The 14,210-nt window shown below is 41.2% G+C and carries 14 protein-coding genes; 11 read left to right on the top strand and 3 right to left on the bottom strand.

What is annotated here, in order from left to right; genetic code table 11:
• Positions 1-195 precede the first annotated feature (195 nt).
• The 10 genes from CKW03_RS04410 to CKW03_RS04360 all read left to right on the top strand — a co-directional run bounded on the left by CKW03_RS04410 (position 196) and on the right by CKW03_RS04360 (position 9,162).
• The gene (locus CKW03_RS04410) at positions 196-414 is read left to right on the top strand and encodes a hypothetical protein (protein WP_093098774.1); all 219 of its coding nucleotides are present in this window, start codon (positions 196-198) and stop codon (positions 412-414) included.
• 389 nt (positions 415-803) lie between these two features.
• Complete coding sequence (gene purB / locus CKW03_RS04405) at positions 804-2,153, top strand: adenylosuccinate lyase (RefSeq protein WP_093098773.1); 1,350 nt, start codon at positions 804-806, stop codon at positions 2,151-2,153.
• Positions 2,154-2,227: 74 nt separating this feature from the next.
• On the top strand, positions 2,228-2,782 hold the full coding sequence (locus CKW03_RS04400; RefSeq protein ID WP_093098771.1) for a NifU family protein: 555 nt from the start codon (positions 2,228-2,230) through the stop codon (positions 2,780-2,782).
• 490 nt (positions 2,783-3,272) lie between these two features.
• A complete protein-coding gene (locus CKW03_RS04390; protein ID WP_093098768.1) occupies positions 3,273-4,121 on the top strand; it encodes a transketolase in 849 nt (282 codons plus the stop codon).
• A 25-nt stretch (positions 4,122-4,146) separates the two neighbouring features.
• Positions 4,147-5,100: a transketolase family protein gene (locus tag CKW03_RS04385; protein WP_093098767.1), complete on the top strand. Its 954-nt coding sequence runs from the start codon at positions 4,147-4,149 to the stop codon at positions 5,098-5,100.
• Between the two features lie 6 nt (positions 5,101-5,106).
• Positions 5,107-5,652: an RNA polymerase sigma factor gene (locus CKW03_RS04380; protein WP_093098765.1), complete on the top strand. Its 546-nt coding sequence runs from the start codon at positions 5,107-5,109 to the stop codon at positions 5,650-5,652.
• A gap of 34 nt (positions 5,653-5,686) precedes the next feature.
• On the top strand, positions 5,687-6,622 hold the full coding sequence (locus CKW03_RS04375) for a hypothetical protein (protein ID WP_093098764.1): 936 nt from the start codon (positions 5,687-5,689) through the stop codon (positions 6,620-6,622).
• Positions 6,622-7,053 (top strand): hypothetical protein, encoded by a 432-nt coding sequence (locus CKW03_RS04370; protein WP_236736515.1) that lies wholly within the window; start codon positions 6,622-6,624, stop codon positions 7,051-7,053. Before CKW03_RS04375 ends, CKW03_RS04370 begins: the two co-directional genes overlap by 1 nt.
• Before the next feature lie 121 nt (positions 7,054-7,174).
• The gene (locus tag CKW03_RS04365) at positions 7,175-8,362 is read left to right on the top strand and encodes an aspartate aminotransferase family protein (protein WP_093098761.1); all 1,188 of its coding nucleotides are present in this window, start codon (positions 7,175-7,177) and stop codon (positions 8,360-8,362) included.
• Between the two features lie 44 nt (positions 8,363-8,406).
• Positions 8,407-9,162 carry an SGNH/GDSL hydrolase family protein gene (locus tag CKW03_RS04360; RefSeq protein ID WP_093098759.1) on the top strand — a complete coding sequence of 252 codons (756 nt, stop codon included), beginning with the start codon at positions 8,407-8,409 and terminating at the stop codon, positions 9,160-9,162.
• Positions 9,163-9,301: 139 nt separating this feature from the next.
• Here CKW03_RS04360 and CKW03_RS04355 read toward each other — a convergent pair whose 3' ends face one another.
• Positions 9,302-10,486, bottom strand: coding sequence for a class I SAM-dependent rRNA methyltransferase (locus CKW03_RS04355; protein ID WP_093098758.1), 1,185 nt, complete (start codon positions 10,484-10,486; stop codon positions 9,302-9,304).
• A gap of 172 nt (positions 10,487-10,658) precedes the next feature.
• Here CKW03_RS04355 and CKW03_RS04350 point away from each other — a divergent pair, with 172 nt between their 5' ends.
• Positions 10,659-11,804: a TlpA disulfide reductase family protein gene (locus CKW03_RS04350; protein ID WP_093098756.1), complete on the top strand. Its 1,146-nt coding sequence runs from the start codon at positions 10,659-10,661 to the stop codon at positions 11,802-11,804.
• A 72-nt stretch (positions 11,805-11,876) separates the two neighbouring features.
• Here CKW03_RS04350 and thrC read toward each other — a convergent pair whose 3' ends face one another.
• Entirely contained in the window at positions 11,877-13,184 is a 1,308-nt protein-coding gene (thrC, locus tag CKW03_RS04345) for a threonine synthase (protein WP_093099067.1), read from the bottom strand.
• Between the two features lie 16 nt (positions 13,185-13,200).
• On the bottom strand, positions 13,201-14,193 hold the full coding sequence (locus tag CKW03_RS04340; protein ID WP_093098755.1) for a homoserine kinase: 993 nt from the start codon (positions 14,191-14,193) through the stop codon (positions 13,201-13,203).
• Positions 14,194-14,210 lie beyond the last annotated feature (17 nt).

Genomic DNA, 14,210 nt, shown 5'->3' with positions numbered 1-14,210 from the left:
TTTTTTCTTGTTGCAAATCAACAAAACAGTAGTATATTTGCGCTGCCTTAAGGAAAATATTTAAAATCAAACGACTGAAAATCAAAAGGTTCAATAAAAATTTTAAAAAATTATCTTTTCTTGGGTTACCTTTTTAGGTATTGGGTATTAAGAATTAAATAAACAAATTTGTTTCAACTAAATAGAAAATTAAAAATGAAAAATTTATTCAAATTCGGATTCTTAGGTTTAGCATTAACTATCGCTGTTGCTTCTTGTAACAACGCTGAAACTAAAACTGAAGCTACTGCTGACTCTTTGTCAAACGTTGTAGATTCAACTACTGAAAACGTAGCTGACTCTTTAGAAAATGTTGCTGATTCAGTTCGTGCAACTGGTGATTCTATCGCTGATTCTTTGAAAAACGTTCAATAATCCGAACAGATTTTAAAAATACATCAAGAGCTCGTTTAAGAAACGAGCTTTTGTTGTTTATGGAAGAGATATGAGTATTGAGATATGAGAATTGAGATATTAACCTACACTTTTATTCTCTCACATCTCAAATCTTAAATCTCACATCCCCATTAACCTAATACTCCCACTGTCTCACATCTTAAATCTCACATCCATCCCCATTAACCTAATATCCCACAGTCTCCCATCCCCAATTTCACATCCATCCCCATTAACCTAATATCCCACAGTCTCCCATCCCCAATTTCACATCCCCCCAAATAAGCTAACACGCTCACTGTCTCCCATCTCATATCTCAAATCTCACATCTATTTCTTATTTTTGCATCCGTACTAAAGAAAATAAAATGACTTTATCCCCATTGACTGCAATCACACCCATTGATGGCAGATATTACAATACCAGCAAAGATCTATCGAATTACTTCTCAGAGTTCGCATTAATAAAATACCGTGTCTTAGTTGAAGTAGAATACTTTATCGCGCTTAGCGAATCAGGTATTCCGCAATTGAGCCATTTTGATGGTAGCTTAAATGATAAGTTACGTGATATCTACAAAAACTTCAGTCTGGAAGATGCACAATGGATTAAGGAAACAGAAAAGGTGACCAACCACGATGTGAAAGCCGTGGAATACTTCCTGAAAAATGAATTTGAAAAATTAGGTCTGCATGACTCCCTTGAATTCATCCACTTTGGTCTGACATCACAAGACATCAATAATACCGCCATCCCTCATTCTTGGAAGGATGCCTTGAAGGATGTATACCATCCTGCCATCAATGAATTGTTGGAGGAATTGAAAAAACTGAGTGCAGAATGGGAGAATGTTTCCATGTTGGCCCGTACACATGGCCAGCCGGCCTCTCCTACCCGTTTAGGAAAAGAAATCAAAGTATTTGTAGAACGTATCGAAAAACAGTTGACCCTGTTGAAACAAGTTCCATTCTCGGCCAAATTCGGTGGAGCTACTGGTAACTTCAACGCTCACCATGTTGCCTACCCAAACAATGATTGGGTTGCCTTCGGAAACAAATTCGTTAACGAAACATTAGGCCTTGATCGATCCCAAACGACTACCCAAATTGAACATTACGATAACTTCGCTGCCAGCTGCGACGGCTTAAAGCGCATCAACAATATCATTATCGACCTTTGTCGTGATGTATGGACCTACATCTCCATGGATTACTTCAAACAAAAGATTACTGCAGGGCAGATTGGTTCATCAGCCATGCCTCACAAAGTTAATCCGATCGATTTTGAAAATGCAGAAGGAAACTTAGGTTTAGCGAATGCGGTATTGGAACATTTAGCAGCCAAACTTCCGATCTCCAGATTACAGAGAGATCTGACCGACTCCACCGTGCTTAGAAACATCGGCGTTCCATTCTCTTACACCTTGATCGCGATCAAATCAACATTGAGAGGATTGAGAAAATTGATCTTGAACGAAGCAGCCTTTCAAGCAGACCTTGAAAACAACTGGGCGGTGGTAGCAGAGGCGATCCAAACTATTTTGAGACGCGAAGGATATCCAAAACCTTATGAGGCATTGAAAGACCTGACTCGTACCAATACCCACGTAACCAAAGACACGATTGCGGCATTTGTCGATCAATTGAATGTTACAGAAGAGGTTAAAGAAGAAATCAAAGCGATCTCTCCAAGCAACTATACCGGCGTAAAGCTGTAAGCTTTTACGAAGTAATGACGCTTAGCAATAGGTATTAACAGTATATTTGTGTTTTTATTTTACTATTAGAATTCATGGCAACGATTAACGTATATACAGAAAGCACCCCCAATCCAGCAACAATGAAGTTCTTGGTCAATAAATTATTGATCAACGGAAGCTTGGATTATCCAGATAGAGAGAAGGCGCAGGAATCTGCTTTTGCAAAGGAACTATTCAAGTTCAACTTTGTGAACGGCGTTTTCTTTGCCAGCAATTTCGTTACCATTACCAAAACTGAAGATGCAGAATGGGATGATATCGAAGCCTTATTGAAAGAATTCGTTAAGGGAGCGGTAGAATCTGAATTGGCAGTGAAACCTGTTGAACATTCCGAAGATGTAGTTTTCGAAGGAAATGACGTGGAAATAAAAATCCAACAGGTATTGCATGACTATGTTCGCCCAGCGGTAGAACAAGACGGTGGTGCAATCGCTTACAAGTCTTTTGACAATGGAACGGTTACCGTTGAATTACGCGGATCATGTTCGGGTTGTCCTTCTTCAACCATTACCTTAAAGGCCGGAATCGAAGGTTTATTGAAGCGCATGGTCCCTGAAGTGGAAGAAGTTGTTGCAAATGCAATGTAACATAGAACAAAAAGTATTTAGTAATTAGTATTTAGACCTTCTGTGTAGGGATATGGATTTTAAGTATTAATAAACTAAATCAGAAAATACAAGGAAGAGTCGCCCAAAATGGCGACTCTTTTTTTGTGCTCTGGGCTTTCAAAATCGATCAAAAATCGGCGAGGTCCTTCGGGAATGCTTTTGGTCTTGTTCGAGGCATATTCGGAAATTTCAAAACATGGCTCGAACAAGGTCAATAGGAGCTCCGGAAGAACTTGCCAATGCCCTTCGGAATTTAAAGCTTTAGTAGAGTTAAACAATTCCAAAATTTTTGTATATTCAGAGCAGGTCAATTGACCACCTAGACTTATAATTTTTGGATAAATGTGAATTGTGGACAAAATTCCTTTGGAACCGTTGGTTACGGTCTAAATAATTCAGCTTTTTCAAGGGCACTCCATTAAAAATCACTAACTTTATCGGCAAAATAATCGAAACTTTATACTTTAAAATGAGTGCAGATATAAACAAATTAGAACAGATCGCTTCGCAAGTAAGAAGAGACATTGTTCGTATGGTGCATGCATGCCAATCAGGACACCCAGGGGGATCATTGGGTTGTACTGACTATTTTGTGGCCTTGTACTTTCACGCGATGAAACATGACCCATCATTCAACATGGATGGCATTGGTGAAGATATTTTCTTCTTGTCTAACGGTCACATCTCTCCGGTTTTCTACAGTACCTTAGCTAGAGCTGGTTATTTTCCAGTGAGCGAATTAGCTACCTTCAGAAAAATCAACTCTCGTCTTCAAGGACACCCAACTACGCATGAGCACCTGCCAGGAATCCGTATTGCTTCTGGTTCTTTGGGCCAAGGGCTTTCCGTATCGATCGGTGCAGCACAAGCTAAAAAGTTGAACAAAGACAACAGTTTAGTTTATGTTTTGATGGGTGATGGTGAATTGCAAGAAGGTCAGGTTTGGGAAGCTGCTATGTATGCGCCTCACAATAAAGTAGACAATTTGATCGCTGCAGTGGATTACAACCGCGCGCAGATCGATGGTTCAACTGATGATGTATTGTCATTAGGAAATCTTCGCGCTAAATGGGAAGCTTTTGGATGGGACGTATTGGAAGTGGATAAAGGGAATGACATGGCATCTGTAATTGCTGGATTGGACGAGGCGAAATCTCGTACCGGAAAAGGCAAACCGGTGATCATCTTATTGCACACTGAAATGGGTTCAGGTGTTGATTTCATGATGGGATCGCACAAATGGCATGGGGTTGCTCCTAACGATGAGCAATTAGAATCTGCCTTAAACCAAATCCCTAGAACCGTAGGCGATTATTAATCACTGTTTAGACGATAGTTTTGTAATGAAAAAATACACATACACAGAATCAAAAGATACACGTTCAGGTTTCGGAGCTGGTTTATTGGAAGCTGGCCAGAAAAACGAAAACGTAGTAGCCTTATGTGCTGACTTGATCGGTTCATTGAAAATGAACGACTTTATAAAAGCTTATCCAGAGCGTTTCTTCCAAATTGGTATTGCGGAAGCCAACATGATGGGTATCGCTGCTGGTCTTACCATCGGTGGTAAGATTCCTTTCACTGGTACTTTTGCCAACTTCTCTACTGGCCGTGTTTATGACCAGATCCGTCAATCTATTGCTTATTCTGGCAAGAACGTTAAGATCTGTGCTTCACACGCTGGTTTGACACTTGGTGAAGATGGTGCTACCCACCAGATCTTAGAAGATATCGGTCTGATGAAAATGTTACCTGGAATGACAGTGATCAATCCATGTGACTTCAACCAAACAAAAGCGGCTACTATTGCGTTAGTAGACCATGAAGGTCCTGTTTACCTTCGTTTCGGACGCCCTGTAGTTCCTAACTTCACGCCTGCTGACCAAAAATTTGAGATCGGTAAAGCGGTGATGTTGAACGAAGGTACCGATGTAACGATCGTAGCAACAGGTCATTTGGTATGGGAAGCGATCCAAGCGGGTGAAGAATTGGAGAAATTAGGCATCAATGCTGAAATCATCAATATCCACACCATTAAACCATTGGATGAGGAAGCGATCCTAAAATCAGTGACTAAGACTGGATGCGTGGTTACGGCTGAAGAGCATAACCGTCTTGGTGGTCTTGGCGACAGCGTGGCGCAATTATTGGCACAAAAATTACCGACTCCACAAGAGTATGTTGCCGTAAACGATAGCTTCGGCGAATCGGGAACGCCAGCACAGTTGATGGAAAAATACGGTTTGAATGCCGCAAATATTGTGAATGCAGTACGTAAAGTAATTACAAGAAAATAACAATCTATGGAAGATTCCCTGATAATAGCAAAGTTTGCGGATGAAAAAACTCGTGAAGAGGCATTCCGCTTGTTGCTTAAAAAATATCAGCAAAAGATTTATTGGCATGTCAGACGGATGGTCATTGACCATGATGATGCCGATGATGTTGTACAAGATATCTTTATCAAAGTATGGCGCAATCTTGAGAAATTCAGGGAAGATTCGCAATTGTATACTTGGTTATACCGCATTGCTACCAATGAGTGTATCACCTTCTTGAACAAGAAAAAGCAAAAGCAGAGTGTTTCATTGGATGATGAAAGCTCTGCTTATCTTTCCGATTCCTTGGCAGACGGTGCCTACTTCAACGGCGACAAAGCACAAATGAAATTACAGCAAGCTCTTTTGACCTTGCCGGACAAACAAAGATTGGTCTTTAACATGAAGTATTTCGAGGATATGAAGTACGAAGAAATATCCGATGTGTTAGGAACCAGTGTCGGAGCCTTAAAAGCTTCATACCACTTAGCAGTAAAAAAAATAGAGAACTTTTTTGCCTCAAACGATTAAACCTTTTGCCGCAAAAACCATCTATTATGGTACTATGAAAGAAAATAACACATATTACGAAAATTTAGGAGGCAACCAACTACCTAACTCGTTGCGTGTCAACCCTTTCATTGTACCTGAAAATTACTTTGAAAAGCTAACCGAAAGAAGTCTATTCTTCGCTAAACTTGATCAAATTTCAGACACAGGAAAAGCAGGATTGAGCACCCCAAATGGATTCTTTGAACAACAAGAATCCCAACTGTTAGGTCAAATCAAGATCGACCAGTATAGAGTTGCTGAAAGCTTCAGTGTACCTGAGCAGTATTTCGATCAATTGAGCGAGCAGATCCTTGGCCAAGTCCATATAGACGGGCATAAAGAGGTGGAAGAAACAGAAGTTCCTGCCGGTTACTTTGATAACTTGACTGCTCGTATTCTAAACAGAATTGAAGAAGAAGAGTTAACGCTAGAGATAGCAGAACCTGGATTTACAGTTCCAGAAGGTTATTTTGAAGAAGCCGACGATCAGATCATGGCTTCCATCTATACCGAAGAACTGAAATCAAAAGTTCAGGCAGATGGATTTGAAGTACCTGCGGGTTATTTCGACCAGATGTCTACCGCTATCCTTGACAAAGTTCAGGACAAGAAGGTAATTACCTTGCCTTCACGTAATGAGTCTGAAACTTCAGTTTCTGGGAAGAAAGGAAAAGTCTATGCTTGGTTGACCACAGCCGCTGCTGCCTGTCTTGCTGCAGTGATCGCTGTATCTGTTTACAACGCAGAATACAACCAACCAATGCCAACGGAAAAGGTGTCGTTGAATGAAATTCCAGAAGATGAAATTATCAACTACCTATCCAGTTACAGTGATGCTTCGGACATAGAGTACTATGCAGAGTACATCTATCAGCCAGAGGAAGCACTTAACGTGGGGGAAGGAATCGATAAGGAAGTTTTAGAAGATTACTTAAATTATAATTTATAATGATTCGTTTAAAACATATTATTTCAACGCTTTGTTTGATTTGGATAGCTTGTTTTGTTGCGAATGGACAGTCACGCCAGGAACGATTTGATGCAATTGAAAAGCAGAAGGCGGCTTATATTACCAAACAACTGAGATTAACTCCAACGGAAGCACAGCAATTCTTTCCACTGTACAATCAGTACTCGAAAGAAATCAGAGGTGTCAAGTCCAAGAAATCGCAAGGCCACAACAACAGTGGCAACCGCGGTAACTCCTTCAGACCCGGCAATGATGTAATAGAATATGATGCCCAAGAAGTTGATATCAAGAAAAGATACCGGACCAAGTTTGCAGATGTCCTGGGCCAATCCCGAGCATCGCAATTCTTTGCCGTAGAACAGGAATTTATAGAATTGCTGTACAAAGAACTCAACAGCAGAAGACATTAATATAAAGAAGCGCTAGCGCTTCTTTTTTTATGCCTTATTTTATAATATACCTGTAAATTCATGGGCCATCCTGCCCTAAAGGTTCATGAAAGTTTCTGTTTATGCCTATCTTTGCCACATCATGATAAGTAATAGAGAACTCTTCCTAAAAAACACTGCCCAAACCTCAGATTCACCAAGATTATTAGAAATCGACCGTGCTGAAGGTATTTACCTATATGGGCCAAACGGAGAGAAATATATGGATTTGGTCTCTGGTTTCAATGTGAGCAACATTGGCCATAGACATCCCCAAGTTTTAAAAGCCATTCAGGAACAGCTGGACCGCTTTATGCACGTGACGGTTTATGGCGAGTTTGTCCAATCCCCGCAGGTGCTGTTAGCTACGGAACTATTAGAAGTCCTTCCGGATTCATTCCAATCGGTATACTTTACCAATTCGGGAGCAGAGGCCGTAGAGGGTTCCATGAAAGTCGCTAAGAAATTTACGGGACGCAGGGAGATCATTGCTGCCAAACATGCCTACCATGGTAGTACGCAGGGCGCATTGAGCCTGATCGGCAATGATGAATACCGTGTGGCCTATGCCCCACTCCTCCCTGAGATTTCCTTTATCGAATACAATAGCCTTCCTGACCTGGAAAAGATCAGCGACAAGACCGCAGCGGTCATCGTTGAAGCCATTCAAGGTGAAGCGGGTATTCGCGTGCCTAGCAAGGATTATATGCAAGCCCTACGTCAGAAATGCACGGAAAAAGGTGCGCTCTTGATCTTTGATGAAATCCAGACGGGTTTCGGAAGGACCGGGAAATTATTTGCTTTCGAACATTTTGGGATCGTTCCAGACATCCTGATGCTGGCCAAGGGTATTGGCGGCGGGATGCCATTGGGTGCTTTCGTAGCTCCTAAAGAAATGATGGACGTAATAAAAGCGAACCCTATGCTGGGCCATATTACCACTTTCGGTGGACATCCTGTGAGCTGTGCGGCAGCTAGGGCTTCCCTGAAGGTGATACAAGACGAAAAACTGATAGAAGATGTGGACCGCAAAGCCAAGCTTTTTAGGTCGGAACTCCAAATACCACAGATCAGGGAAATCCGTGGTCTCGGTCTGATGATGTGCCTGCAATTGGACAATTTTGACCAGGTGTACCAGGTCAGCAACTACTGTGCTTCTAAAGGACTCATCATTGATTGGTATCTGCATTGTGAAACAGCCTTGCGCATAGCTCCTCCATTGACGATCAGTGAGGATGAAATCATCCATTCCTGTAAAATAATTAGGGAAGGGATTGAAAAATTCTGTTAGAATAACTAAATTGCTGTTACACTATCAACCTATTTAAACATAAAATGGATAACAGAAGAGACTTTTTAAAGAAAAGCTTGTTGACACTGGGAGCAGCCGGCTTAGGAACATCATTCGCTAATGCCATAGATTTTTCTACTGGCGCTAAAGCTAAACTGAGCATCAACCAAGGTGATGTCATCTTGTTCCAAGGTGACTCGATTACGGATGCAGGCAGAAATAAAGAAAACCTAAACCCTAACGATGGCAATGCTTTTGGAAACGGCTATGCTTTTATGGCAGCGAGTACCCTTCTAAATAAATATGCGGACAAGAATATCAAGGTCTATAACCGTGGGATCAGTGGAAACCGCGTTCCTGATCTGATCAACCGCTGGCAAAAGGATGCTTTGGATCTAAAACCGAATATCCTGAGCATTATGATCGGTGTCAATGACTTCTGGAGAACGATGGATAGTGGTGCAAAAAACTCTCCTGAGCAATATAAAGCACAGTATAAGGAGTTGCTAGACAAAACCAAGGCAGCCCTGCCTGATGTAAAATTGATTATTATCGAACCTTTCGGGGTCAAGAACGTAAAACATGTTACGGATGCTTGGTTCCCTGAGTTCCCAAAATATTTGAATGCAGCCAAGGAAATCGCCCAAGAATACGGCGCTATCTTCTTGCCTTACCAAAGCATCTTTGATCAAGGCTTGAAAAGAAACAGCAATGGCGGCTACTGGACCACCGACGGTGTCCACACCACCATGGCCGGCGCCAACTTGATGGCCGAAGCCTGGCTTAAGTTGATAAAATAAAAAAACCTCGCCTCAGATAAACTGAGGCGAGGTTTTTTTATTATTAGATATGAGTATTGAGATTGGAGTATTGGGATATTAAATTTTTCAGACTTTCTATCTCATATCTAATATCTAATATCTCAAATCTCCTGTCTCCCTAAAGCACCCTAACCAACAAGCCTTTCAAATACTCACTTTCAGGGAAGGAAGCACGAACGGGATGGTCTTCGGGTTGGCAATATTGATAGATGAATTGAATTTCTTTACCGGCGTCTAGAGCGGCCCAGGCGATGACTTGTTTGAAGGTGTCGATATCCATGGCTCCGGAACAGGAGAAGGTAGCCAGCAGGCCTCCACTGTTTAAGAGCATCAGTCCACGACGGTTAAGGTCCTTGTATGCTCGAGAGGCTTTTTCTAAAGCAGACCTGGTAGGGGCATATTTAGGTGGATCTAAGACGATGACATCAAACTTCTCTCCTTGCTCGCCCAATTCCCGCAGGTATTTATTTACATCAGACTGGACGGCGGTATGCTTGCTGCTATCGAATCCATTGAGCTTGATATTGTTCTTTAAGGTTTCGATTGCCAGTCCTGAGCTATCTACAGAAGTGATGGATTTTGCTCCTTCGCGGAAGGCATTCAAGGTGAAACCACCGGAGTAACTAAAGCAATCCAGTACCGTTTTGTCCTTTGTATATCGTGCTGTAATGGCTCTGTTCTCACGCTGATCGCAATAGAAACCCGACTTCTGCCCTTCTACGATATTGACTTGGTAGTGGATACCGTTTTCAATGACATCAACAAATTCTGGAGGAACAGCACCGTACAAGATTCCATTGGTATCAGGAAGCCCTTCATACTCCCTAGATTTCAGGTCACTGCGTTCATAGATACCTTTGGGTTGTAATAGTTGGACTAATTGGTCAACTATAATATCTTTTACCTTTTCTATTCCCGCGGAATGAACCTGAACGGAAATAAAGTCGGCGTATTTATCGGCAATCAATCCTGGTAGGAAGTCGGCTTCCGCAAAGATCAATCGAACGGTATTGTTGGTGTCATGAAGTAAGCTCAAGCGGTTATTGACCGACTTGCTTACCCTATTGCGCCACCATTGCTCATTGATCTCCTGACTAGGATCCCATTCCAATAAACGGACCGCGACCCTAGAGTTGCCGTTATAAATACCGTAAGCAATAAATTCATCTTCTATGTTGTAAACAGAAACGATATCTCCATTTTGTGGTTTGCCCAGGGCAGCTGAGATTGCTCCGGAAAAGACCCATGGATGTAATTGCCAAGCGGCTTTATCCTTTCCTTTGTTCAGGATTATTTTATTCATGAATGCAAAAATAAATAGAATTGAAAGAAATTAATTCATCATGGACTAAAAAACTTTGAATAACAGACCCCTTTTCTTGATTTTTATCCTTTTCTTTTCTTACCGTTGGAACCTTTATTCTCTTTCAACATTTATTTTCATTATATTCATAACAACCACTAATAAACTACTTATGAGATTTCTTAGCACTATCTTCCTATTTGTTTCCATTTTCTTTCAATCTTTATCCGCTCAAGAGATAACCCTCAAAGGAAGCATCAGCAACCTTGGTGACAGCATAAAGTATATCCACCTTTCTAGTTTTAATGGTTTTCAAGTCCATAAATTGGATAACAATACTTTTGAATTTAAGATAACTGGAGAATTGCCTCAGGATAAAGTAAACCATTCTTTCATCGTACTGAGTAAAAATGAATATAAGGATTCAGATAGTTTGGTAGCTGCACTAAACGAAAGGAAAGAATTGCATATGGGCAAAGACCCCATTCGGTTTATTGTAGATGCTGAGAACATGAATCTTGAGGTTGACGCTAAAGAGAAAACTGCTTCCGTGGAAGGCAGTAAACTAAATAAGCAGAATTTGGAGTTAAATGCGGCGAAAACAAAAACGATGAAAAGTTGGCAGGAAGGTAAATTATCATTTGACGACATGGTAGAGCAGACCTTTTCGGAGTCATTAAAAGTCCTTCAGAACTACCCGAATTCATTACTTACCCTGGAGTTCCTGAACAATACTTATAAAGATCCATTTATGGAAACTGCGCTAAAAAACCTAAACCCCCAAAATATTTATGCCGCTCAAACCTTGATTGCAAAAATTAAAGAACAAAACCTTCCTAAAGAAAAGGTAGATGAATTATTAGACAACTATAAAAAATTATATATAAGCAATGAGGAGATGGTAAATATTCCTTTCCCTGGAATAAAGCTAACCTCTTTAAATGATGACAACATCAATATCAAAGACCTATATAAGGATGCTGATTATATTGTCGTGGATATATGGGCGACATGGTGTGTTCCTTGCCTTCAACAGCATCCGGAGTACGAAAGAATTGCTGGCAATAGCAAAAAGAACGTCAAATTTATTGGCCTATCCATTGATGAAAAGCAAGCAAATTGGAAAAATCACTTAAATGAACATCCAAAGAAGTATGAAAATTATTGGGTAGATAAAGCGGAAGTAAAAGAGATGCATGATTCCTTGGGTATACAAAGCTATCCAACATATTTGATCATCAATACGAAAACGGGGAATCTAGTGCAGATGAAATTCCCTATTGAGAGGATGGAAGAGTTTCTGGCAGCATTAGAATAAAATGCACAGTAAATAACAAAAAGGATCAATACGATATTACTCGCATTGATCCTTTTTGTATTATAGAAGATGTTAATTGTTCTCTATTAAATAAGCTTTGAAGGCGTCGTAATCTACTTTCAGCTCTTCAGCTAACTTTGGTTTGCCTTGGAGCTTTTCTGCTCCTGCTGGCAGTTTAACTTCTTTATATACATCTTTCGAAATAGCTTCTGGGAACTTACATGGATGTGCCGTAGATAGGAACACCGAAGCATATTCGCCAGGATGATCCTTTCGGTACGCCTTGGAGGCTAAATAAGCGATAGCTGTATGCGGACAGGCCACATATTTGAACTGCTCATACAGCTCATCCATACCCTTTTTAGTTTCTTCATCATTGTAGGTGTATGAACTGATCATTCCCTGCAGTTCCGAAAGATTATTATGGAATAAGTCTTGGATACGGACCCAGTTACTTGGGTTTCCCACATCCATCGCATTCGCTAAGGTCTGTACGGAAGCTTTCGGCTCATACTGTCCGGATTGCAAGAAACGAGGCACCGTGTCATTGACATTCGTACCTGCTACGAAATGAGAAACCGGTAATCCCATCTTATAAGCCAACAAGCCTGCACCTATATTACCGAAGTTACCACTTGGAACTGTGAACACTACCTCTTGCATACCCTGAGCCTTCAATTGAGCATAGGCCCAGAAATAATAAAAGGTCTGCGGGATCAATCTGGCAATATTGATAGAATTCGCGGAAGTAAGCCTTAGTTTTTGGTTCAGCTCAGGATCATTGAAAGCCTGCTTAACTAAAGCTTGGCAATCATCAAAAGTACCTTCCACTTCCAATGCCCTAATGTTTTGTCCATTGGTCGTTAATTGTTCTTCCTGCACTTTGGAAACCTTTCCTTTTGGGTATAGGATGGTTACCCTTGTGCCTTCAACAGCAAGAAATCCTAAGGCAACGGCACCTCCGGTATCACCTGAGGTAGCAACCAGGACGTCCAGTAACTGCTCTCCTTGTTTCGAGAAATAACCCATTACACGGCTCATAAATCGAGCACCAAAGTCCTTAAAGGCATAGGATGGACCGTGAAAAAGTTCCAATACAGCAGTATCGGGGCTTAAGAACTTCACTGGTGCATCAAAGTTGATGGCCTCATTGATGATAGCCTTCAAGTCTTTCTCCGCAATATCATTCCCTATAATAGCATTGGCGATCTGAAATGCAATCTCCTGAAAGGAATATTGCTGTATATTTTTAATGAAATAAGGATCTAGGCTAGGGATATTCTCAGGCATATAGAGTCCCTTATCTTGAGGAAGGGAATTAAATACTGCCTCTTGGAAGGAAACGCGTAGATCTTTATTGTTTGTACTGTAAAATTGCATGGTTTTAAGTTTAGGTTTAAGAAAGAATTTTGGGTCCTTCAGCATTGACTGCAGAAACAAACTGCAAGCTTTCGATACCATTAGCAGTCAAATGCTCCTGAATACGATCAACCGCCACTTGAGCGGCTTCAGATCCCTTGCTGATGGCAACCACAGAAGGTCCTGACCCTGAGATGCCAAAGCTTAGCACTCCTGCTTCCATCGCTATGCGCTTCATTTCATAGAATTCAGGGATCAGGATAGCCCTAGTAGGCTCTATCAATACATCGTGCATGCTTCTACCGATCAATTCGTAATCGCTACGGTATAAGCCCGCAACTAAGCCAGCTATATTTCCCCATTGGTTAACGGCATCTTTCAAGGATACTTTTTCCTTGATCAATTGCCTAGCGTCCCTAGTTGGCACATCCACTTGCGGAAACACAATACCAGCAACCAAATCTTCCGGAACCGGCAGATTAATGATATCCAAAGGTTCATAACCCCTGATCAATGTAATGCCACCCATCAACGCTGGAGCAACATTATCGGCATGTCCATGGCCACAAGCCAATCGTTCGCCTTCTACGCAGAATGGCATCAGTTCATTCTTGGTCAACGGATTACCCAATAAAGCATTTATTGCAAACAAACCAGCAACGGTACTAGCCGAACTTGAGCCCAATCCGCTACCAATGGGCATGTGCTTGATCAGGTCGATTTCAATACCAACCTCTTCTTCAAGACCTAAATGGCTCAATAACATCTTGACACAGGCACTCACTGTATTCTTATCCGGGTCTAATGGCAAGCGGCCATCATCTCCTTGGATAGAACGAATCCTTACACCGGACTCTTCCACCCTTTGCATATAAACCTCGTCTCCAGGTTTATCCACCGCAAAACCCAATATATCAAAGCCACAGATCATATTTGCTACCGTAGCCGGAGCAAATACGCGTACTTCTTTTAACCATTTGTCTGGATTCAATGTATTTTCCTTTTTTATTAATTGTTCAGGATTTGACATGATTTCTATTTTTTATG

Source organism: Sphingobacterium mizutaii (genome assembly GCF_900187125.1).
In the GTDB taxonomy this organism is placed as follows: domain Bacteria; phylum Bacteroidota; class Bacteroidia; order Sphingobacteriales; family Sphingobacteriaceae; genus Sphingobacterium; species Sphingobacterium mizutaii.
The sequence above is the reverse complement of the archived record's forward strand: the minus strand, read 5'-3'. Positions and strand labels throughout refer to the sequence as shown.